We start from the raw sequence: 20,725 nt of genomic DNA on the forward strand, positions 1-20,725 counted from the left end.
GCGTCCGGGATCGGTCGGGGCCCGGTCGCACCGCCGCCGGCGGGCTCTGAGGGGTGGGGCGGTTACGGGACGCGGGCGAGGTCCGCCGCGCCGACGATGCCGGCGGCGGAGCCCATCGAGGCCAGCACGACCTCGGCGCGCGGGCGGTGCACCCCGCCGGTCAGGTAGTGCTCGAAGGCCTTGGCGACCGGGTCGAGCAGCAGTCGGCCGGAGTCGGAGACGCCGCCGCCGAGCACGAAGACGCCCGGGTCGAACAGCGCGGCGAGGTCGGCCATGCCGCGGCCCAGCCAGTCGGCCAGCTCGGCGTAGCACTCCAGGGCGAGCGGGTCGCCCTCCTCGGCGGCCTGGGTGATGTGGATGCCGCGGATGGTCTCGGCCACGCCGTCGTTGAGCTCCAGCATCCGGCGGCCGCGCTGCGGGTCGGCGGCGGCCTTCTCCCGGCCGTAGCGGCGCAGCGCGCGCCCGGAGCCGTACTGCTCCCAGCAGCCCTTGCCGCCGCAGCCGCAGGTGAGGCCGTCGGGGACCATGTTGAGGTGGCCGATCTCGCCGGCCACGCCGAAGCGGCCGCGGTGCAGCCGGCCGTCCAGGACGATGCCGCCGCCGATGCCGGTGCCGACGGTGATCAGCACCATGTCCTGGTGCTCCTCGGCCGCGCCGAAGCGGAACTCGGCCCAGGCCGCGCAGTTGGCGTCGTTCTCCACGACGGTGGACAGGCCGGTGAGCTCCTCGACCCGCCCGCGCAGCGGCTCGTTCTCCCAGTCGATGTTGGGGGCGAAGATCACCGTGGAGCGGTTGCTGTCGACGAAGCCGGGGGCGCCGACGCCCACCGCGGTGACGCCGGGGTGCTGCTCCTTGAGCTCGCGCACGGCCTGCGCGATGGCGTCGACCGCCCACTGCGGGTCGGCCGGGGTGGGCACCCTGGTCCGGGCCAGGATCGCGCCCGCCTCGTCGACCACACCTGCCGCGATCTTGGTCCCGCCGACATCGACGCCGATGGTCAGAGCCATGTGTCCCTCAGCTATTCACTCGTTCCGCTGGACGGAAACGCTACCGCCCAACCCGGCCCCCGTACACAGCCTCGCATACATTATCCGAAGACAATCCTGGGGCAGGCGGGCCGGGATGCTTCAAAAGTCTTATCTAATCTCCTTCTTCGTGACGTACGAGAGCAACGCGATCACCCTCCGAAAGTCACGGTTTCACTGCTTGGCGGACGGCCCGTCAGCCTCGTCGAGGTCGATCTTCTCGGTCGGCGCGCCCTGCCCGGCGGTCCAGCGGCCCTCGTGCCCGGCCACGGCGGCGCGGTAGGCGGCCAACAGCTCGGTCCCCGCGGCGGCGAGCCCGGTGCCGGCGGCGGCGAGGTGGGAGTAGACCTCGGGCTGCTGGGTGCGAAGCCGGTCGGCCAGCCCGGACAGGGTGATCAGGGTGGTGGCGCTCGCCTCCTGGGCCTTCTCGCCGAGCGCACCGGCGAACCGGCGCACCTCGTCCACCAGCGGGCCCAGCTCCGGTCCGAACGGGTTCCCCTGGCCGCCCGGCTCGCCGCCCTGCCGGGCGCCGGGCTCGGTGCGGTCGCGGTCGTCGGTGCTGGTCATCGCGGGCGCCTCCTCAGCCGTGGCCGCACCCCGCGGCCCTCCGGCCCGACGCTACCCGACCGGCCGGGCCGCCCGAAAAGGCGCCGGACCCCCGCCGAAGTCCCGCCGGACCAGCGCCGAGCCGCAGCCGGACTCCCGCCGGGCCGGCGCCAGGCCCCCGCCGAACCCCCGTCAGCCCCGCGGCCAGAGCGCCGGGTCGGGCGCGAACCGCACCGAGAGCACCCCGTCGTGCAGCCCGGCCCCGGCCACCGTGCAGCGGCGCAGCGCGGACGGCAGGGTGAGCACCCGGCGGTGGGTGCCGAGCCCGACCACCAGCTCGTCGCCCCGGCGGACCAGGTCCAGCTCGGCGCGGTCGGCGCCGGGCAGGTCGAGGTGCCAGACCAGCAGGCCCTCGTCGGCGAGCCGGTCCTCGACCGGCCAGGGCTCGGGGGCCAGTCGCTCGGGCCCCTCCCCGTCCCCGTAGAGCCGGTCCGCGACGGCCTCCAGGGTCACCTCGGCCAGACCGGTGACCAGCACCGGGGCGTCGGTCTCGGCTGCGAGCCCGGTCAGCTCCTCCTGCCGGCGGCGGGCCAGGTCGGCCAGCCAGGGGTCGGGCGAGGAGGCGGCCTCCTCGGGCAGCGCGCCGTGCACCACCACGGCGTCCGGCCGGTGCCCGTGCAGCGCCAGCCCGGCCCGGATCCGGCGCAGCTCCCGGTACGGGTGGCCGTCGGCCGGGACGACCAGCCGGACGCTGGTGCCGGGCGCGGTGACGGCGGCGCGGGACTCGGCGAGCGCCGCGGCGGCCTTGGTGCGCCCCTCGTAGAGCCAGTCGGCGGGCATCGGGACGCCGGCCAGTCCGGCCAGCAACGGACGCAGCGCCCGGGCGGCCTGCCGCTGCTCGGGGACGAGCCGGTCCAGGTAGCGGGCGAGCTGCTCGGGCAGGGCGAGGGTGGCGATCAGCTCGGCGGGCGGCGGGGCGAGCACGACCAGGACGTCGTGGTCGGCGGCGGGCAGCGCGCGCAGCAGGGCGAGCCGGGCGATGCCGGGGAGGGCGGTGAGCTCCTCGGCGTCGAGCTGTTCGGCGCCGAGCAGGTCGAGGGCGGGCTTGAGCCGACCGGTGAGCTCGCCGACGGCGTAGCGGAAGGCCGCCTGCTCGTCGATCCGGGAGACGGTCAGGCCCGGGGCGTACCGGAGCGGTTCGGGCTCCAGCCGGGTGCCGAGGGCGGAGTCCAGGGCGCGGTGCGGGTCGTCGGCGGCCAGCAGCCAGGTGCGGTGGCCGCGCCGGGCGGCGTGCAGGGCGGTGGCGGCGGCCACCGTGGGTGCGCCCGCGTCGCCGCTGACCAGGATGGTGCGTGTCGCCGTCATGCCGTCCGGCCCCCGTTCGGTCGTGTCGGTCTTCGACGCGTCAGCCTTCGACGCGCTTCTTCAGACCGGCCAGGGCGCGGTCGATGATGACCTTCTCGGCCTTGCGCTTGATCATGCCGAGCATCGGGATCTTGACGTCCACGGCGAGCTGGTAGGTCACCTCGGTGCGGCCGCCGGCCAGCGGGGCGAGGGTGTAGGAGCCGTCCAGCGAGCGGAGCATCTGGCTGCGGACGAGGGTCCAGGAGACCTCGCGGTCGCCGTCCCAGGTGTAGGCGAGGACGTGCTCGTCGCGGATCGCGCCGGCGTCGAGCAGCAGCCGGACCTCGGCGGCGCGGCCGTCCGCGCCGGTCTCCAGGACCTCGACCTCCTTGACCTCGCCGGTCCAGGCCGGGTAGGCGGCGAAGTCGGCGATCACGGCCATGACCGTGGCCGGGGTCGCGTCGATGGTGATGCTCGACCTGGTGTGCTCCGCCATGGAATGGCCCTCCGCCTCGTCCCTCTGCCTGCCGGTCCGGCCGGAGCGCGCTCGGCCCGGTCCGCCCGGAGCAGGCTATCGCGACGGCGATCGGCTCGGCGGCGCGGGCCGCGCCCGGCGGGCGGCCGCGGGCGGGCGAGCCACCGCCCCGAGCCGCGACCAGGCGAGCGGGCGATTCACCGCCCCGAGCCGAAGGGGCGCGCCGGTGCCGTAAGGGAGGAGCGAGGAACGAGCGAGGGAGCGCCGACCGTCGACACCGGGCCCGAGCGCCCCGGAGGCGAGCGGGCGAATAGCCGCCCCGAGCCGCGACCAGGCGAGCGGGCAGAGCCACCGCCCCGAGCGGGCGATTCACCGCCGGGGCATGTTACCGGCCGGTCGCACTCCGCTGCCGTAGGGTGCCATTCGAACGACCCGGTCACCGCCAGGTCGGACCCGGCCGGGTGTGACACTTCGAACACCGGAGCCGACCCCCCTGGTCGAAGCCGCCTACCGGGCAGTAACGTCCTGCCGTCCCGCAGCGTCGCGAACGAGGAGCAGTCTTGCTCGACTTCAGCCTTCCGGCCCTCTATCAGGTACCGAGCGGCGGCAACCTCGCCGACCCGGTGCACCGGAACGCCGAGGAGCACCCGGACGTCGCCGTGCTCAGCCGGAAGGTGGACGGCCAGTGGCAGGAGCTGACCTCGGTCCAGTTCCTGGCCGAGGTGCACGCCGCCGCCAAGGGCCTGATCGCCGCGGGCATCGAGCCGGGCGACCGGGTGGGCATCATGTCCCGCACCCGGTGCGAGTGGACGCTGCTGGACTTCGCGATCTGGACGGCCGGCGCGGTCACCGTCCCGGTGTACGAGACCTCCTCCGCCGAGCAGGTGGAGTGGATCCTCGGCGACTCGGGCGCGGTCGCCGTGATCACCGAGACCGACCAGCACGTCCGGGTGGTCGGCGAGGTCCGCGACCGCCTGCCGGAGCTGAAGCACACCTGGCAGATCGAGGGCGGGGCGCTCGCCGCGCTGGCCACGGCCGGCCAGGACGTCCCGGACGCCACGGTCCACGAGCGCCGCCGGATCGCCGGCCCGGACTCGGTCGCCACCATCGTCTACACCTCGGGCACCACCGGCCGCCCGAAGGGCTGTCAGCTGACGCACGGCAACTTCCTGGCCGAGTGCGGCAACGTCGTCGAGCGCCTGGCCCCGCTGTTCCGCACCGGCGAGAGCTCCGTCCTGCTCTTCCTGCCGCTGGCCCACGTGCTGGCCCGGATCGCCGAGATCGCCCCGGCGATGGCCCCGATCAAGCTCGGCCACGTCTCCGACATCCGGGACGTCACCGCCGAGCTGGCCGCCTTCAAGCCGACCCTGATCCTGGGCGTGCCCAGAGTGTTCGAGAAGGTCTACAACACCGCCCGCGCCAAGGCCCAGGCCGACGGCAAGGGCAAGATCTTCGACAAGGCCGCCGACACCGCGATCGCCTACAGCCGGGCGCTGGACGCCGGCGGCGCCGGCCTGGTCCTGCGGCTCAAGCACGCGGTCTTCGACAAGCTGGTCTACAGCAAGCTGCGCGCCGCCCTCGGCGGCCGGGCCACCCACGCCATCTCCGGCGGCGCCCCGCTCGGCGAGCGCCTGGGCCACTTCTACCGGGGCATCGGCTTCACCGTCCTGGAGGGCTACGGCCTGACGGAGACCTGTGCGGCCACCGCCTTCAACCCGTGGGACAACCCGAAGATCGGTACGGTCGGCCAGCCGGTGCCCGGCGCCTCCGTCCGGATCGCCGAGGACGGCGAGGTCTTCTTCAAGGGCCCGCACGTCTTCACCGGCTACTGGAACAACCCGCAGGCCACCGCCGACACCCTCAAGGACGGCTGGATCGCCACCGGCGACCTCGGCTCGCTGGACTCCGACGGCTACCTGACCATCACCGGCCGCAAGAAGGAGATCATCGTCACCGCCGGCGGCAAGAACGTCGCCCCGGCCGTGATCGAGGACCGGATCCGGGCCCACGCCCTGGTCGGCGAGGTCATGGTGGTCGGCGACCGCAAGCCGTTCATCGCCTGCCTGGTCACCGTCGACCCGGACTTCTTCCCGAAGTGGAAGGAGCTCAACGGCAAGCCCGCCGACGCCACCGTCGCCGAACTCGCCGCCGACCCGGACCTGCTGGCCGCCCTCCAGGCCGCGGTGGACGACGGCAACGCGGCCGTCTCGCACGCCGAGGCGGTCAAGAAGTTCCGGCTGCTGGACACCGAGTTCTCCGAGGAGAGCGGCCACCTGACGCCCTCGCTGAAGCTCAAGCGCAACGTCGTGCTGAAGGACTTCGCGGCCGACATCGAGGCGCTCTACACGAAGTAGCCGCCGCTGGCGCCGGACGGGCCCCGCCTCTCCAGGAAGGAGGCGGGGCCTCAGGGCCCGTTCCGCGGACCCTCGCCGGGTCCGGCGTGCGGGCCCGTCCGCGTCACCCGGCCAGCAGCGAGGTCAGCCGCCCGGCCAGCAGGTCCCAGCGCCAGGAGCGCTCCACCCAGCGCCGTCCGGCCTCGCCCATCCGCCGGCGCAGTTCCTCGTCCCGCAGCAGCCGGACGATCCGCTCGGCCGACGCCGTGGCCGAACCGCCGGGCACCACGTACCCGGTCTCGCCCTCCAGCACGGCGTCCGGCGCGCCGCCGGAGTCCCCCGCGACCACCGGCAGGCCGGTCGCCGAGGCCTCCAGGTAGACGATCCCCAGGCCCTCGACGTCCAGGCCCCCGCGCCGGGTGCGGCACGGCATCGCGAAGACGTCCCCGGCCCCGTAGTGGGCGGGCAGCTCCTCCCACGGCACCGAGCCGGTGAACCGCACCGAGTCCCGTACGCCCGTGGCGTCCGCGAGCTTCTCCAGGTCCGCCCGGTACGGGCCGCCGCCGACGATCAGCAGCACCGCGTCCGGCACGTCGGCGAGGATCTGCGGCATCGCCTCGATCAGGGTGTCCTGGCCCTTGCGCGGCACCAGCCGGGAGACGCAGACCACCACCGGCCGGTCCGCCAGCCCGAGTCGGCGGCGCACCTCGGCGCCCCCGGAGCCCGGGTGGAAGGTCGTCTCGTCCACGCCCGGCGGCAGCTGGACCATCCGGGCCGCGGCCTGCGGGCCGACCGCGGCGGCGATCCGGGAGCGGGTGTACTCGCCCAGGTAGGTAAGCACGTCCGTGCCCGCCCCGATCCGGCGCAGCAGCTGCCGGGAGACCGGCAGCTGGGCCCAGGCGGCCTCGTGCCCGTGGGTCATGCCGAGCAGCCGCCCGGCCCCGGCCCGGCGCAGCGCGGGCGCCATCAGCCCGAGCGGGGCGGCGGCGCCGAACCAGACCGAGTCGCACTTCTCCGCCCGCAGGATCTCGGCGGCCCGCCGGGTGACCCGGGGTGTGGGAACCATCACCTTCGTCCGGTCCCGGACCACCGGGAACGGCTGCTCGGCGTCGAAGCGCGCCACCTCGGCGCCGTCCCGCCAGGTGGAGGCGTACACCACCACGCTGCCTGCGGGCTGACGGACGGCCATGTTGTGCACGAAGGCCTGGATGCCACCGGGGCGGGGCGGGAAGTCATTGGTGACGATCAAGGTTCTGTGCATCAGGCCACGGCTCGCTCGGTCGGGGGGTGCGCGGTGTACCGCTGGGTGATCCGTACGATAGGTCAACACCATGACCCGCCGGGAACGGAAGCGCGTACGGCAACCGTTTGACCCCCGGGTCAGTCCTAGTACCTAGGCCGTCGTCCAGGACGCGGCCCGGGCGTCCGTCGGTACGACGCCTCCGGTGGGGACGTCCGAGACGAACGAGGGAGCGCAGTGGAATTGGCCCCGGCCACCGAGCCCGGTTCTTCGCGCGGCCGCCTCGGCCGCCCGCTCGGGGCGCTCGCCGCGCTCGGCGCCACCTGGCTGGCCACCCGCGCCCTGCTGGTGCTGCTGGCCACGGGCGTGCTGAAGGCGCCCGGCGGCGACGTCACGGCGGACGTCTGGATGATCTACCACGCCTGGTACGGCGTGCTCCAGACCGGCACCTTCCCGTTCGACGACGTGACCTGGCAGTACCCGCCGGGCGCCGCCCTGGTGATCCTGCTGCCGGGCCTGCTGCCCTGGTCGTACCTGGTCTCGTTCTGGGTGATCTGCGGGATCGCCGACGCCGCGGCGGCCGCGCTGCTGGTGCGCACCGGCCTGCGCCGGGGCCGGGCGCTGACCGGCGCCTGGATGTGGGTGGTGGGCGTCCCGCTGCTCGGCCCGATGATCTACAACCGCTTCGACGTCATCGTCACCGCGGTCGCCCTGGCCGGCCTGCTGGCGCTGATCCGCCGCCCGGCGGTCGGCGGGCTGCTGCTGGGCCTGGGCGGCATCGTCAAGATCTGGCCGCTGCTCGGCCTGATCGGCACCCCCTCCGGCCGCCGCACCCGCCGCTCCTGGACGCTGGCCGGGGCCACCGCCGTCTCGATCGGCTTCCTGCTGGCGGCCGGGATGAACGGCGCCTTCGACTTCCTGGCCTTCCAGAAGGACCGCGGCATCGAGGTCGAGTCGCTCGGCGCGCTGCCGTTGCACTTCGCCCGGCTCGCCGACGGCTGGGACGGCAGGGTCACCATGAACTACGGCTCCCCCGAGATGCTCGGGCCGTGGGTCAGCGTGATCAGCAAGGTGATGATGGCCGGCACCCTGCTGGGCTTCGCCTGGCTGCTGCTGTGGCGCTACACCTCCAAGCGGCGCAGCGCGGCCACCATGTACGACGCGGCGCTGTGCGCACTGCTGATCTTCGTGGTGACCAGCCGGGTGATCAGCCCGCAGTACCTGGTCTGGCTGGTCGGCGTCGCGGCGGTCTGCCTGACCGTGCGCAACAGCAGTCAGCGGCCGGTGGCGGTGCTGATCCTGCTCGCCTGCCCGCTGACCCTGGTCGAGTTCCCGACCATGTTCACCCAGGTCCTGGCCAGCGACCCGGTGGCGGTCGCCGTGCTGGCCGCCCGCAACCTGCTGCTGCTGGCCGCGGCCCTGCTCTCCTGCGTGCGGCTCTGGCGCTCCACCCGCGGCGAGGCGCCGCTGCCGCCGACCGTGGTGCTGGACCGCGAGCCCGCCGCGCTGCCGGCCGCCGGCTACCCGGTGCGCCCGGGGATCGCCTACGAGCAGGACCTGCTGGACGGCATCGACCGGCCGGGCGCGACGGCCCAGCAACGGCGCTGATCTGCCCTCGGCCGATCAGCCCTTGAGCGCCGCCACCCGCTCCAGCCAGAGCCGGGTGAACTCCTCCAGGCCGACGCCCAGCTCGCGGCGCATCAGCCGGTCGGTCCGGCGATCCCGGTCCTCGCCCTGCCCGTCGGCCGCGCCGACCGCCCGGTAGAAGGCGACCAGCCGCTGCGGCCCGTGGGTACGGCCGATCAGCTCGCAGGCCAGCCAGGACTGCTCGTAGGCCTGGGCGATACCGGCGGCCCCGGCGGCGAAGTCCCGGTCGGCGGGCAGCGCGCTGGGGAGCCGCCCGGCGGCGACGTCCCGGGCCAGCTCGGGGGCCGTCTGCCGCGCGCTGCGGCCGGAGTCGCGGTAGGCGGTCCAGTCGGCGACGCCCTCGGAGAGCCACAGCGGGGTCCACGCCCGGGTGTCGGCCCGGGTCGCGACGTGGGTGGCCTCGTGGGTGACCACCACCTGGCGGCCGAAGTCGCTGAGCCGCGCGTACGCCTCCGGGTTGACCAGCACCCGGTCCGCGGGGGTGTGCCAGGGCGCGCCGGGGGCGGCCACGGTGACCGCCGCCATGCCCGTCCAGCCGTCCGGGTCGCCCTCCAGCAGCCGGGCGAACTGCTCCGCGGTGGCGGGCCGCTCCAGCAGCAGCCGGCCCGGCCAGGCGCCGCCCCAGAGCTCGGTGACGGCGGGCACCGCCCGGTCCCCCGCCGCGACCAGCTCGGCCGGGTCCGGGCCGGCGGCCGGCCCGAGCACCAGGCAGTGCGCCCCCGCCGCGGACCGGACCGGCCCGAAGTCCCACGGCGCGGGCGGCCCGCCCGCGCCCTCCTCGCGCTCGACCCGCCAGCCGTCCCCGGCCCGGACCAGCTCGATCCGGCGCGGGTACACCACCGGGTACTCGTCGTACCCGGCGATCCGCACCGCCAGGTCGGCGGCGGCGGTCAGCCGCTCCGGCCCGCCGGAGGCGGCGAGCACCAGGTTGCGGTACCCCGCGTCGGCCACCGGCAGCCCGGCCCACGGCGGCGCCGAGCGGGCCCGCTCCGCCAGCGCGGCGGCCACCTCGGCGTGCCGGTCCGCCGGCCGGGCCGCGGGCGCCGCCGGGGCGGCCGGCGGCAGCGACAGCTGGGCCAGCCCGCCGGCCGCGAGCAGCAGCGCGCCACGCCGGGACAGCGCGCCACGGGGGCGGGAGCCGGGGCGGGGTATCTCCGTGGGGTCGGCGGGGCCGGTCGGCGGGGCGCTCAGAGCCGGACCACCCCGGAGACGGGCATGGCGGTGACGCTCTCGTAGCGGACCTTGGCGCCCGGGCGCGGGGCGTGCACGATCACGCCGCCGCCGGCGTACATGCCGACGTGGTGCATGTCCCGATAGAAGATCACCAGGTCTCCCGGTCGTGCTTCGGACAGGCTGATCCGCTGCCCGGCGTACGCCTGGGCCTGCGAGGTGCGCGGCAGGGTCACTCCGGCCTGCCGCCAGCTGTAGTACATCAGACCGGAGCAGTCGAACGCGTGCGGCCCGGTGGCCCCGTAGACGTACGGGGAGCCGATCATCCGCACCGCGGCGGCCAGCGCGGCGGCCCCGCGCTCGGAGGCGGGCGGGGCGGTGCCGAGGTCCAGCCGGTCGGTGCCCCGGGTGGCGCGCTGCTCGGCGTCCCGGGCGTCCTGGACCGTCAACCGGGCCCGCTCGGCGGCGTCCAGGCCGTTCAGCAGCTTCTGCGCCCTGGCCAGCCGCTGCTGGATCTGCAGCTTGCTGTCGGCGAGCGAGCGGCGTGTCCGGTCCAGCTCGGCGAGCTTGTCGGCCGCCTCGGAGCGGCGCTGGTCGAGCCGGCGCTGCCGGGTGACCAGCTCGTGCAGGGTCTCCTGCTGGCGTGCGGCGGCCTGGCCCTGGGTGCGGGCGCGGGCCAGGTAGTCCTCCGGGTCGGGCGAGAGCATCAGCTGGGCGGTCTGGGACATCCCGCCGCCGCGGTACTCGGCCCCGGCCACCGTCGCCAGGTCGCCGCGCAGTTCGTTGAGCTGGTCCTGGGCGACGGCGATCTCGCCCTGGACGGCCGTGGTCTCGCCCTGGAGCCGCCGCTGGGCCTCCTGCGCCGCGTTGAACCTCTCGGACGCCTGCTCGGCCTCGTCGTACAGCTGCTCCACCTGGGACTTGACGTCCTGACGGTCGGCCGGGTCCGGGCTGCCGGGGGCGGCCTGGGCGCGACCTCCGGCGGCGACGCCCAGCGCGGTGGCGGCGGCCGTGGTCAGCACCAGCGCCCGGGCGAGCAGTTGGGAACGGCGGTGCACGGACATGGCGGCGGGGGCTCCAATCCTGCGGCGCGGGCCCCCACCGCCGCACCGGGACGGGCGGCCGTCGAGCGGGAGTCCGGTGGCAGACGTTAGCGAGTCCGGGCAAGCGAGTCCAAACCCCTCCGAACCCGAATATTCGACCCCTAATCGGACATCAGATCGACGCGCCGGAAAAGCCGCAGGCCCGGCCTCCCCTGGGGGAAGCCGGGCCCGGAAGCGGCCGAGCGGGGATCAGACCCGCACGATGCCGGTCAGCGGCATGTTGGTGACCGCCTCGTAGCGCACGTTGGTACCCGTCCGGGGGGCGTGCAGCACCTGGCCGTTGCCGGCGTAGATGCCGACGTGGTGGGCGTCGCTGTAGAAGATCAGCAGGTCGCCGGGCTGGGCCTGGGAGAGGTCCGTACCGATCCGGGTGCCGGCCGAGGCCTGCGCCTGCGAGGTGCGCGGCAGCGACACGTCGGCCTGGTTGAACGCCCAGACCATCAGGCCGGAGCAGTCGAAGGAGCTCGGGCCGGTGGCACCCCAGACGTACGGGCTGCCGACCTTGGAGGCGGCGGCCGCGAGGGCCGCGGCACCGCGCGAGCTGCCCGGGGCCACCTTCACCGGAGCGGTGGTGGTCGGGGCGGTGCTCGTGGGGGCGGAGAGGTCGCCGCGGGTGTTGTCGCGCGAGGCGCGATCGGCCTGCGCCTGCGCCTGGGCGGCCGCGTCGGCCTTGGCCTTGGCGTCGGCGGCGGCCTTCTCCTCGGCCTGGCGCAGCGCCTGGCGCTCCTGCTCGGTCAGGGTGTTGAGCAGGTCCTGGGCGGCCTTCAGCTTGCCCTGGACCTCCACCTTGGCGGTCTTCAGCTGCTGGGTGGTCGACTCCAGCTCGGCGAGCTTGCCCTGGGCCTCGTTGCGGTCCTGGTCGAGCTTGCGCTGCTGCTCCTGGAGCTCCTTCAGCTGGCCCTTCTGGGTGGCACCGGCCTGGTTCAGCGCGTCGGCCTGGCTGAGGAAGCTGTCCGGGCTGGAGGAGAACATCAGCTGGACGGTCGGGGATATCCCCCCGTTGCGGTACTGCTCGCCGGCGATCTCGGCCAGGCCGCCCTGGAGCTCGGTGACCTGCGCCTGCTGACGGGCCACCTGGTCCTGCAGGCCGGAGACCTGCTTCTCCAGCTCCTGCTGCTTGGCCTGGGCGGCGTTGTAGTTCTCGGTCGCGACCTCGGCCTGCTCGTTGAGCTGGTCGACCTGCTCCTTGACCTGGTCCTTGGTCGGCTGCGGGTCGGCGTGGGCGCCGGACTGCGCGGAGAGGGCGACGGCTGCGGCGGCGACTCCGGTCAGGATGGAGACGCGGGCGCGGCCGGCGGGCTTGGGACGACGATGGGACGCCACGAAGGCGGGCTCCTTCTTCCTACGTCCGCCTACCGGGTGAGCTGACGGGTTCGGGCCGGAAGCATGCCCTACGACGCCTCACGGCCGTTCGGCCGACCTGGCGCCGATTCACCCCGGAGGAACGTGGTTCCCCGGCTCCGCTCCGCAGCGCCCCCAGTCACTGGGCTCCCCTGTCGGGCAGTCGCTTCGACCTGCCCCGCTGCCTCGCGAACTCGGCGGTAACCACCGCCGCCACCCTGGCTGGGCGATCGACAGTGCGGTGGTTCGGAGCATGACCCTAGTAACTGAACCGTGATCCGTTCAAATCCTTGTCAGAAAAAAGATGGAAGATTGCCCAAGTTCCCTTGTGAAAATGACCGATGGTGACCAATGGTGCACGCAAGGCTGATCGGTTCTCAGCAGGCGGCCGCAAAAGGCGGAAAAGCCGAACGCCACCCCCGCGGCGGAGGTGGCGCTCTTCACAGCTCCCGAACGAACGTCCCGGGCGTGTCGGACCGTCAGACCCGGCGGATGGTGTTGATCGGCATCGCGTCGGCCTTCATCACCTTCACCACGTCACCGGTGTGCGGCGCGTGGACCACCATGCCGTTCCCGATGTACATCCCGACGTGGTACATGCTCGGGCCGTAGATCACCAGGTCGCCCGGCTGGGCCTGGTCCAGCGACGGCACCCGGGTGCCGTAGTGCCCCTGCTCCTGCGAGGTGCGCGGCAGCGAGACGCCGGCCTGCCCGTACGCCCAGACCATCAGGCCGGAGCAGTCGAAGGTGGTCGATCCGGTGGCGCCCCACACGTACGGCGAGCCCTGCTTGCTCATCGCCTTGGCCACCGCCGCTCCCGCGTAGCCGCTGGCCGGCGGCAGGCTGCCGAGGTCCACCCGCGCGTTGCCGCGCGAGGCGCGGTCGTCCTGCGCCTGCTGGGCCCGCAGCGCGGCGCGGTCGGCGGCGCTCAGCGAGTTCAGCAGGTCCTGGGCGGCCTTCAGCTTGGTGTTGACGTCCGCCTTGGCCTGGTTGAGGTCCTTGGTGGTGCTGTCCAGCGAGGCGAGCACGGCGGCCGCCTCGGCCTTCTGCTGGTCCAGCCGGCGCTGCTGCTCCAGCAGTCCCTTGAGCGCCTCGGCCTGACTGGTGCTGGCCTGCTGGACGGTCGAGGCCTTCTCCAGGTAGCCGGACGGGTCGGAGGAGAGCATCAGCTGGACGGACGGGTCGATGCCGCCGGCGCGGTACTGCTCGCCCGCCACCTCGGCGAGGCCGCCCTGGAGCTGGGTCATCTGCTCCTGGCCGCGGGCCACCTGGTCCTGCAGCTGGTCGGCCTGCTTGCGCAGCTGGTCCGCCCGCTCCTTGGCGCCGTTGTACTTCTCCGCCGCCTGCTCCTGCTCCTCCTGGAGCTGGTCGATCTGCGCCTTGACGTCCGTCTTGTCCGGCTGCGGCGCGGCGTGCGCGGCCACCTGGGCGGAGAGCGCGACCGCGGTCGCAGCGGCAGCGGTGAGCACGGAGACCCGCGCGCGGCTCGGCTGCTTGGGACGGCGGTGGGAGGCCAAAGGGACCGGCTCCTTCTTCCTACGGGCTCACCTGATGGGATGAGATTCCGGAAAATAGGTTTGACGCCAGACCCTAGTGAAGATCTACCCGTTTTGCTACTCCCCCGATGGCGTGAACCCCGGTCCCCACGCTGACTTCACGGGACCCCCACAACGCTCCGGACGAGCCGCTGACCAGCCGTCATGCGGTCCGGCCCGCGTCCGGCGCAGGTCAGGGCCGGGCCAGCCGGTTCAGCAGCAGCACCGACGCCACCGGGCGCGCGCCCGCCTTCCGCACGCCCTCCGCGACCTCCCGGTCGGTGGACACCACCACCACCGGGCGGCCCTGCGGCTCGGCCCGGACCAGACGGCGGATCAGCTCGTCGGCCGTCTCCCCGGTCCGGCTGAACCGCACCCGGACCCCGCGCGGCGGCGCCATGATCACCGGGACGTCCAGGTCCTGCCCGTCGAACACGCAGGTGACCTCCGCCTGGGTGCGCTGGGCCAGCATCGCCAGCCCGCCCAGCAGCCGGATCCGCTGCTGCTCCAGCGGCAGCGCCGGATAGCCGGTCTTGGTCACGTTGTAGCCGTCCACCACCAGGTGCACCTGGGGGATCGCCAGCAACTGGTCCAGCAGCGCCGGATCGTCCTCGGCCAGCCCGCGCCGGGCCACGTCGTGCGGCGAGGCCGCCCCCGGCACCACGGCCTCCACCAGGTCCGCCGGGCGGATCTGGGAGACCGGCAGCGCCAGCTCCCGCTGGAGCCCCTGCGCGGACTGCAGCACGGTGTCCAGCAGCAGCCGCAGCCGCATGTCCTCGACGCTGCGCCCCTCGCGGGCCGACCGGCGGCCCTGCTCGGCCGCGTTCTCCAGCTCGGAGACCCGGTGCCGCAGCCGGCGCGCCTCGGTCTCGGCCGCCCCGCGCTCGGCCGCGGACTGCGCCCGCAGGGCCTCCAGCTCGCCGGCCACCCGACGGGTCTCGGCCTGCGCCCGGCGGGTGTCGCTCTCCAGCGACCGCACCCTCTTGCGCAGCGACTCGGCCTCCTTGCGGACGCCGTCGGACTCGGCCCGCTGCCGGTCCAGGTCCGCCCGCGCGGCGGCCCGCACCTCGGCCAGCTCGGCCTGCAGCTTCTCCACCAGCCGGGCCGCCTCCGCGGCCGCGTCCTCGGCACCGGCCCGCTCGGCCTCCTCGCCGGCCTCGGCCACCAGCCGGCTCCAGCCCGCCGAACGCACCAGGTAGGCTGCGGCCGCGACGTCCATCGGATCGGCGGCACTCGGGACGCTGCCCGACTCCAGCGCCTTCACCAGGTCCGGCTGCCCCAGGCGCAGCCGCTCCGCTATCCGCAACCGGAAGGCCGGCTCCGCCTCCAGCGCCGCCGCCAGCGCGGTGGCCGCGTACTTGGCCCGTCGCGCCGGGGTGAACTTGACGTACTGACGCAGGCTCTGCGGGAGTTCGGCCGCCGGCAGCCCGCCGAGCGCGTCCGAGGCGAGCCCGACCACGCGTCGGCGCACGCCCTCGGGCAGCGGCCGGTCGAGCCGCTCGACGGCGTGCTCCGCCGCGGGCCCGGAGGAGTCGTTCGCCGCCACGGCCGCCTCGGCCGGGGCCTCGGCCGCAGCGGGCGGAAGCCCCTGGGCTTCCCCGGGCTCCTTCGCTGCGTCCACCACGTCCTCGGCTCCGATCCTGGTCCAGCGGGGCACGGCCGCGGCCGCCCCCTGTCGTCACGCGCCGTGCGTCTTGTTCTGTATTGTCCCGTGCGGCGCGGACGGGTGCGCCGTGCACCCGCCCGCCGCGGCGACGGGGATCAGCCCTGCTCGGCGGGGGCCTGCGCCCCCTCGGCGCCCGGACGGGCCACCAGCTCGACCTGGTCCACCGCGTTGCACCAGCGGCAGCGCACCGACTCGACGGTCTCGCTCAGCACCTCGGTCTCCTCGACCTTGGACTCGCCGGCCAGGTCGAAGTGCAGGAACTCGGTCACCCGCGCGGTGCGGGTCACGTCGAAGCGGGTGAGGTTGCCGCACAGGGTGCAGCGCCAGCGCGTCTCGGCGGTCAGGGCGGGGACGGTCATCGGGGGTCCTCTCGGGTGGTCCCTGCGTGGGCTAGGCGCTCCCCCCGGAGCCCCGGCATCGGCGGCGGGAGGCGGGAATGCCCGCCCCAAGCCTATTGCCTGGGGCAACCATCGCGACCACCGGTCGCCCGAACACCGGGCTGGTCCACCTGCCGTAAACCGCCGTGTCACCCGCGCCGCCCGGAGGGATGCTTGGCCGCATGGCGCTCGCGGTCCCGGACCCCACCGCGGCCCGGGGCGGCCGCCCGGCGGCGACGGTCCCGGTGGTCAGCTACGCCCTGATCGCGCTCAACACCCTGGTCTTCCTGCTCGGCCCGGCCGCGGGCCTCAACCCGCTGTACGGCACCGGCCAGGCCCGGGTCTGCGCCGAGCAGCGGTACGAGCAGCGCTGGGGCGCGATCCCGGCCGAGGTGCTGGCCGGACGGCCGCTGACCGCCGGACAGCTGGCCGAGGCCCCCGACCCGGTGCCCGGCTGCCCGGCCGCGCCGACCCCGGGCAAGCACCCGGCCCTGTCAGTCCTCAGCGGGCTCTTCCTGCACGCCGGCTGGCTGCACCTGCTGGGGAACCTGCTCTTCCTCCAGGTCTTCGGCCCCACCGTCGAACGGCGGCTGGGCCGGGCCCGGTACGCCGTCTTCTACCTGGCCGCCGGCAGCCTGACCACGTACGGCTTCGCGCTCGCCGAGGCGCACTCGCCGAACTCCACCCGGGTGCTCATCGGGGCCTCCGGGGCGATCGCCGCCGCCCTCGGCGCCTACCTGCGCCTCCACCCCCGGGCCCGGGTGACCACCCTCGTCCCGCTGCTGCTCTTCCTGCCGTTGCGCTTCCCGGCCTGGCTGGTGCTCGGCCTCTGGTTCGCCCTGCAGTGGTGGTCGGTGCACTCGGCCGGGCCCGGGGTGGCGTACCTGGTCCACGTGATCGGCTTCTCCGCCGGGTTCCTCTACGCCTGCACCGTGGTCCGCCACCCCCCGCGACGACCCGGCGGACGCCCGATACGCTGGCGGCACCTCACAAAGGAGCCCGAACTGTGATCACCGCCATCGTCCTGATCAAGACCAGTGTCGACCGCATCCCGGAGATCGCCGAGTCCATCGCCGCCATCGACGGCGTGAGCGAGGTCTACTCGGTGACCGGGGGCTACAACCTGGTGGCGATGGTGCGGGTGCGCCGGCACGACGACCTGGCCGAGGTCATCCCGGGCCGGCTGAACAAGGTCCCGGGTGTCGCCCACACCGAGACCCAGATCGCCTTCCGCACCTACTCCCAGCACGACCTGGAGGCCGCCTTCGCCCTCGGCCTGGACGAGTAGCGCTCAGCCCTCGCGCTGAGTGTCCGCGACGCAGCGGCCGCCCTCGTTGCGGTAGTTCCAGGCCGCGCCGTCCGTGACCAGTTCCCGGACGGCGGTGAGGAAGCGGTCGACGTGCTCGTCCGGCGTCCCGGCGCCGAAGCTCACCCGGATCGCGTTCAGGCTGCGCTCGCCCGGCAGCGAGGGATCGGGCGCCCCGCACTCGGACGGGGCCACGTCCTCGTCCCCGAGCAGCGTGCGCACCAGCGGGTGGGCGCAGAACAGGCCGTCGCGCACCCCGATGCCGTACTCGGCGGACAGCGCGGCCGAGAAGTGCGAGCTGTTCCAGCCCCGGACGACGAAGGACAGCACGCCGACCCGCGCCGAGCCCTCCCCGAACAGGTTGAGCACCTTGACCTGCGGGATCGCGGCGAGGCCGGCGGTCAGGCGGGTGATCAGCTGCTGCTCGCGGGCCTCCAGCGCGTCGAAGCCGGCCTCGGTCAGCGCCCGGCAGGCCGAGGCGATCGCGTAGGCGCCGATGACGTTCGGCGAGCCGGCCTCGTGCCGCGCGGGCCCGGTGTGCCACTGCACGGCCACCGAGCCGTCGGCCTCCCGGGCCACCGTCCGGGTCGCCCCGCCGCCGGCCAGGTACGGCTCGGCCCCGTCCAGCCAGTCCGCCCGGCCGGCCAGCACCCCGGCGCCGAACGGCGCGTAGATCTTGTGGCCGGAGAAGGCGACCCAGTCGACGTCCAGCTCGCGCACCGAGACCCGGTGGTGCGGCGCCAGCTGGGCGGCGTCCAGCACCACCCGGGCGCCGTGCCGGTGCGCGGTCTCCGTCAGCTCGGCGACCGGCCACAGCTCGCCGGTGACGTTGGAGGCGCCGGTGACGCAGAGCAGCTTGGGGCCCTCGGGCGCCCCGGCGAGCGCGGCGTCCAGCGCGGCCACCGCCTCGGCCCGCGAGCGCGGCGCCCGCAGGTAGCTGACGTCCAGTCCGGCGTGCGCCCAGGGCAGCAGCGAGGCGTGGTGCTCGGTCTCGAAGGCGAACACCCGGGTGCCGGCCGGGACGGCGGCGGCCAGCAGGTTGAGCGAGTCGGTGGTGGCCCGGGTGAAGACCACCTGGTCGCCCTCGCGCAGGTCGAGGAACTCGCCGACAGTGCGGCGGCTCTGCTCGAACAGGTCGGTGGACAGCTGGGAGAGGTACCCGGCCCCGCGATGGACGCTGCCGTAGTACGGCGCGTAGGCGGCGACGTCGTCCCACACCCGCTGGAGCGCCGGCGAGCTGGCCGCGTAGTCGAGCGCCGCGTAGCCGACCTTCTCACCGCCGGCGAGCGGGACCTGGACGTCGGCGCCGAGGACCGGGAGCGGGGAGAGGACTTCGGTGACGAGGGACATGGGGATGCACTCCTTCGGGGGTAAGGGACCCCGGGAGTGCCAGTCGTCGGGTGTCCGCGCTTGTCGCACGGACGATCTGCCGTGGCGACCCGGTCCTCACCCAGGGCACCCCGCCACGGACGGAGGGTTGCCGGACAGCAAGCTGGGGCTTGGCGCTGTCACTCATGACCTGGCGAAGACTCTAGGCCGCGTCCAGCGGGCGGTCAAACGGGCATCCAGCATGCGGACAGCACCGGAGCCCGGGCCGGCGTACCCGGCCCGGGCTCCCCAACTGCCGTCTCAGATCCGGCTGGTGGCCTCCGACCAGCGCCGCAGCAGGTCCTGCGCGGCGCCCGAGTCGATCGCCTTCGCGGCCCGCTCCATGCCGGCCGCCAGCTGCTCGCCCAGCGGCGCGTCGCCGAGGTCCAGCGCGACCAGCGCGGCCGCCGTGTTCAGCAGGACGGCGTCCCGCACCGGCCCGTGCTCCCCCGCCAGCAGCCGCCGCGCGACCTCGGCGTTGTACGAGGCGTCCGCCCCGCGCAGCGCCTCGATGCCGACCAGCTCGATGCCGACGTCCCGCGGGTCGAAGGTGGTCTCGGTGACCACCCCGTCGCGCACCAGCCACACCTGCGAGGTGGTGGTGATGGTCAGCTCGTCCAGCCCGTCGTCGCCGCGGAAGACCAGCGCCGTCGCGCCCCGCCGGGCCAGCACCCCGGCGATCAGCCCGGCCAGCCGGGTGTCGAAGCAGCCGATGGCGTGCGCGGTGACCTTGGCCGGGTTGGTCAGCGGACCGAGGATGTTGAAGGCGGTCGGCACCCCGAGGTCGCGCCGGGCGGTGGCGGCGTGCCGCATCGAGGGGTGGAACTTCGCCGCGAAGCAGAAGGTGAGCCCGACCTCCTCGGCCACCTCGGCGACCCGCCGGGAGGAGAGGTCCAGCGCCACGCCGAGCTTCTCCAGCACGTCCGAGGAGCCGCTGGTCGAGGAGGCCGACCGGTTGCCGTGCTTGACCACCTTGGCGCCGGCGGCCGCCGCGACGATCGCCGACATGGTGGAGATGTTGACGGTCTTCGCCCGGTCCCCGCCGGTGCCGACGATGTCCACGGCCGGGCCGGGGATGTCCAGCGGCTCGGCGTGCTCGTACATCGCGTCGACCAGGCCGGCGATCTCCTCGACCGACTCGCCCTTGGCCCGCAGCGCGACCATGAACCCGGCCACCTGGACGGGGGACGCCTCGCCGCTCATGATCCGGTCCATCGCCCACGCGGTGGACGAGCGGTCGAGGTCCTCCCCCTGCAGCAGCGCCGACAGGATGTCCGGCCAGGTGCGGACCACCTGCGCGGGGTCGCTACCGCCGTTCGCAGGGTTCACGTTCACCATGGCTGACTCCAGCTGTTGTCGGTTCCCCGCTCCGGGGGGACGTCCGTACGGATGGAGCCAGCCTATCGAGCGAAGCGGTCGCTTCTAACCCCGTCTTTTCTAGTTGCCGGGCGGACTTCAGCGGACGGCCGGAGTCCGCTTCGCCACCCTCGCCCGCAGCAGGACGGCGGCCGCCTCGGCCAGCGCCACCGGGTCCACCGGGTGGGAGATGGCGGCGTCCGCCCGGCTCCAGGCGGCGAGCCAGGAGTCCTGCGGCCGGCCGATCAGCACCAGCACCGGCGGGCAGCCGTAGATCTCGTCCTTGAGCTGGCGCCCGAGGCCCAGCCCGCCGGCCGGGACGGCCTCGCCGTCCAGCACGCAGAGGTCCACTCCCCCCTTCTCCAGCGCCTTGAGCACCGCGGGGGTGGTCGCGCACTCCAGGTAGGACAGTTCCGGAAGATCCTCGGCGGGCCGGCGGCCGAGCGCCGTCAGCACCTGCTCACGGGTGTTGCGGTCGTCGCTGTAGACGAGGACGGTGAGCGTCTCATCGGTCGTGTACGCCATGGGCCCTGCTCCCTCAAGTGTGATCCGGACCACGTTCGCCTGATCCGGATGCTACTCCGGATCACCCGCCGCCGAGCCCCCCTCGCGCACGTTCCTCCCCGAACCGCCGCGCCCCGGGCTCACTCGCCCGGAGGACGGCCCGTCACCCGACCCCGCCCAGTCCACCCGTACGGCCGACCCGGCGCCCGCTCCCCTACCTCCTACGGCTACTCCGACCGGGCAACGACGCGCCGGGCAACGGGGTCGCGGGCCCCTCCGAGGAACCGTCAGAAAAGGGACACGCCGCTGCTCAGCCCCCGTCCGGACACCCCGTCGCCCCCCAAGCGGGCATACCGCACGCACCGGACACTCCGAGGGACACCCCCCGA

The 20,725-nt window shown here is 74.4% G+C and carries 18 protein-coding genes and 2 riboswitches; of the genes, 4 read left to right on the forward strand and 14 right to left on the reverse strand.

The window, feature by feature from the left end; all coding sequences use genetic code 11:
* Positions 1 to 62: 62 nt before the first annotated feature.
* The 4 genes from ACZ5GH_RS09455 to ACZ5GH_RS09470 form a co-directional block, all read right to left on the reverse strand.
* Positions 63 to 1,007: an ROK family glucokinase gene (locus tag ACZ5GH_RS09455; RefSeq protein WP_387748871.1), complete on the reverse strand. Its 945-nt coding sequence runs from the start codon at positions 1,005 to 1,007 to the stop codon at positions 63 to 65.
* A 192-nt stretch (positions 1,008 to 1,199) separates the two neighbouring features.
* Complete coding sequence (locus tag ACZ5GH_RS09460; protein WP_387748869.1) at positions 1,200 to 1,592, reverse strand: DUF5304 family protein; 393 nt, start codon at positions 1,590 to 1,592, stop codon at positions 1,200 to 1,202.
* Between the two features lie 171 nt (positions 1,593 to 1,763).
* Positions 1,764 to 2,936, reverse strand: a complete 1,173-nt coding sequence (locus tag ACZ5GH_RS09465) for an ArsA family ATPase (RefSeq protein WP_387748868.1) — start codon at positions 2,934 to 2,936, stop codon at positions 1,764 to 1,766.
* A 40-nt stretch (positions 2,937 to 2,976) separates the two neighbouring features.
* A complete protein-coding gene (locus ACZ5GH_RS09470) occupies positions 2,977 to 3,411 on the reverse strand; it encodes an SRPBCC family protein (RefSeq protein ID WP_387748866.1) in 435 nt (144 codons plus the stop codon).
* 539 nt (positions 3,412 to 3,950) lie between these two features.
* On the opposite strand from ACZ5GH_RS09470, the gene ACZ5GH_RS09475 reads away from it, so the two are divergent.
* Positions 3,951 to 5,744 carry an AMP-dependent synthetase/ligase gene (locus ACZ5GH_RS09475; RefSeq protein WP_464333919.1) on the forward strand — a complete coding sequence of 598 codons (1,794 nt, stop codon included), beginning with the start codon at positions 3,951 to 3,953 and terminating at the stop codon, positions 5,742 to 5,744.
* A gap of 103 nt (positions 5,745 to 5,847) precedes the next feature.
* Here ACZ5GH_RS09475 and ACZ5GH_RS09480 read toward each other — a convergent pair whose 3' ends face one another.
* Complete coding sequence (locus ACZ5GH_RS09480; protein ID WP_464333920.1) at positions 5,848 to 6,984, reverse strand: glycosyltransferase family 4 protein; 1,137 nt, start codon at positions 6,982 to 6,984, stop codon at positions 5,848 to 5,850.
* 216 nt (positions 6,985 to 7,200) lie between these two features.
* Between ACZ5GH_RS09480 and ACZ5GH_RS09485 the strand changes: the two genes are divergently transcribed.
* Positions 7,201 to 8,571, forward strand: a complete 1,371-nt coding sequence (locus ACZ5GH_RS09485) for a glycosyltransferase 87 family protein (protein ID WP_464333921.1) — start codon at positions 7,201 to 7,203, stop codon at positions 8,569 to 8,571.
* Between the two features lie 15 nt (positions 8,572 to 8,586).
* Here ACZ5GH_RS09485 and ACZ5GH_RS09490 read toward each other — a convergent pair whose 3' ends face one another.
* From ACZ5GH_RS09490 to ACZ5GH_RS09515, 6 genes are all read right to left on the reverse strand, one after another.
* Complete coding sequence (locus tag ACZ5GH_RS09490; RefSeq protein ID WP_387748858.1) at positions 8,587 to 9,618, reverse strand: hypothetical protein; 1,032 nt, start codon at positions 9,616 to 9,618, stop codon at positions 8,587 to 8,589.
* A gap of 179 nt (positions 9,619 to 9,797) precedes the next feature.
* Positions 9,798 to 10,844, reverse strand: coding sequence for a C40 family peptidase (locus tag ACZ5GH_RS09495; RefSeq protein WP_387748856.1), 1,047 nt, complete (start codon positions 10,842 to 10,844; stop codon positions 9,798 to 9,800).
* Positions 10,845 to 11,072: 228 nt separating this feature from the next.
* Positions 11,073 to 12,206, reverse strand: coding sequence for an NlpC/P60 family protein (locus ACZ5GH_RS09500; protein ID WP_387748854.1), 1,134 nt, complete (start codon positions 12,204 to 12,206; stop codon positions 11,073 to 11,075).
* A gap of 10 nt (positions 12,207 to 12,216) precedes the next feature.
* Positions 12,217 to 12,366: riboswitch (cyclic di-AMP (ydaO/yuaA leader) on the reverse strand.
* A gap of 337 nt (positions 12,367 to 12,703) precedes the next feature.
* Positions 12,704 to 13,741, reverse strand: a complete 1,038-nt coding sequence (locus ACZ5GH_RS09505) for a C40 family peptidase (RefSeq protein WP_387748852.1) — start codon at positions 13,739 to 13,741, stop codon at positions 12,704 to 12,706.
* A gap of 211 nt (positions 13,742 to 13,952) precedes the next feature.
* Positions 13,953 to 15,305: an NYN domain-containing protein gene (locus ACZ5GH_RS09510; protein WP_387749289.1), complete on the reverse strand. Its 1,353-nt coding sequence runs from the start codon at positions 15,303 to 15,305 to the stop codon at positions 13,953 to 13,955.
* 215 nt (positions 15,306 to 15,520) lie between these two features.
* Positions 15,521 to 15,784: a hypothetical protein gene (locus ACZ5GH_RS09515; RefSeq protein ID WP_387748850.1), complete on the reverse strand. Its 264-nt coding sequence runs from the start codon at positions 15,782 to 15,784 to the stop codon at positions 15,521 to 15,523.
* Between the two features lie 200 nt (positions 15,785 to 15,984).
* Here ACZ5GH_RS09515 and ACZ5GH_RS09520 point away from each other — a divergent pair, with 200 nt between their 5' ends.
* Together ACZ5GH_RS09520 and ACZ5GH_RS09525 are read left to right on the forward strand one after the other, a co-directional pair.
* The gene (locus ACZ5GH_RS09520) at positions 15,985 to 16,812 is read left to right on the forward strand and encodes a rhomboid family intramembrane serine protease (RefSeq protein WP_387748848.1); all 828 of its coding nucleotides are present in this window, start codon (positions 15,985 to 15,987) and stop codon (positions 16,810 to 16,812) included.
* Positions 16,809 to 17,090, forward strand: coding sequence for an Lrp/AsnC family transcriptional regulator (locus ACZ5GH_RS09525; protein WP_049651832.1), 282 nt, complete (start codon positions 16,809 to 16,811; stop codon positions 17,088 to 17,090). Before ACZ5GH_RS09520 ends, ACZ5GH_RS09525 begins: the two co-directional genes overlap by 4 nt.
* 3 nt (positions 17,091 to 17,093) lie before the next feature.
* Here the strand turns inward: ACZ5GH_RS09525 and ACZ5GH_RS09530 are convergent, their stop codons facing one another.
* The 3 genes from ACZ5GH_RS09530 to ACZ5GH_RS09540 form a co-directional block, all read right to left on the reverse strand.
* The gene (locus ACZ5GH_RS09530; RefSeq protein WP_464333922.1) at positions 17,094 to 18,458 is read right to left on the reverse strand and encodes an aminotransferase class V-fold PLP-dependent enzyme; all 1,365 of its coding nucleotides are present in this window, start codon (positions 18,456 to 18,458) and stop codon (positions 17,094 to 17,096) included.
* 51 nt (positions 18,459 to 18,509) lie between these two features.
* Positions 18,510 to 18,628: riboswitch (SAM riboswitch) on the reverse strand.
* A 109-nt stretch (positions 18,629 to 18,737) separates the two neighbouring features.
* Positions 18,738 to 19,814 carry an anthranilate phosphoribosyltransferase gene (trpD, locus tag ACZ5GH_RS09535; protein ID WP_387748844.1) on the reverse strand — a complete coding sequence of 359 codons (1,077 nt, stop codon included), beginning with the start codon at positions 19,812 to 19,814 and terminating at the stop codon, positions 18,738 to 18,740.
* A 117-nt stretch (positions 19,815 to 19,931) separates the two neighbouring features.
* Positions 19,932 to 20,357, reverse strand: coding sequence for a response regulator (locus tag ACZ5GH_RS09540; RefSeq protein ID WP_387748842.1), 426 nt, complete (start codon positions 20,355 to 20,357; stop codon positions 19,932 to 19,934).
* Positions 20,358 to 20,725 lie beyond the last annotated feature (368 nt).

Source organism: Kitasatospora sp. Xyl93 (assembly GCF_055383135.1).

Coding starts and splice junctions, on each gene's coding strand:
- ACZ5GH_RS09455 (WP_387748871.1), bottom strand. CDS start 1,007: ATGGCTCTGACCATCGGCGTCGATGTCGGCGGGACCAAGATCGCGGCA.
- ACZ5GH_RS09460 (WP_387748869.1), bottom strand. CDS start 1,592: ATGACCAGCACCGACGACCGCGACCGCACCGAGCCCGGCGCCCGGCAG.
- ACZ5GH_RS09465 (WP_387748868.1), bottom strand. CDS start 2,936: ATGACGGCGACACGCACCATCCTGGTCAGCGGCGACGCGGGCGCACCC.
- ACZ5GH_RS09470 (WP_387748866.1), bottom strand. CDS start 3,411: ATGGCGGAGCACACCAGGTCGAGCATCACCATCGACGCGACCCCGGCC.
- ACZ5GH_RS09480 (WP_464333920.1), bottom strand. CDS start 6,984: ATGCACAGAACCTTGATCGTCACCAATGACTTCCCGCCCCGCCCCGGT.
- ACZ5GH_RS09495 (WP_387748856.1), bottom strand. CDS start 10,844: ATGTCCGTGCACCGCCGTTCCCAACTGCTCGCCCGGGCGCTGGTGCTG.
- ACZ5GH_RS09515 (WP_387748850.1), bottom strand. CDS start 15,784: ATGACCGTCCCCGCCCTGACCGCCGAGACGCGCTGGCGCTGCACCCTG.
- ACZ5GH_RS09520 (WP_387748848.1), top strand. CDS start 15,985: ATGGCGCTCGCGGTCCCGGACCCCACCGCGGCCCGGGGCGGCCGCCCG.
- ACZ5GH_RS09530 (WP_464333922.1), bottom strand. CDS start 18,458: ATGTCCCTCGTCACCGAAGTCCTCTCCCCGCTCCCGGTCCTCGGCGCC.
- trpD (WP_387748844.1), bottom strand. CDS start 19,814: ATGGTGAACGTGAACCCTGCGAACGGCGGTAGCGACCCCGCGCAGGTG.
- ACZ5GH_RS09540 (WP_387748842.1), bottom strand. CDS start 20,357: ATGGCGTACACGACCGATGAGACGCTCACCGTCCTCGTCTACAGCGAC.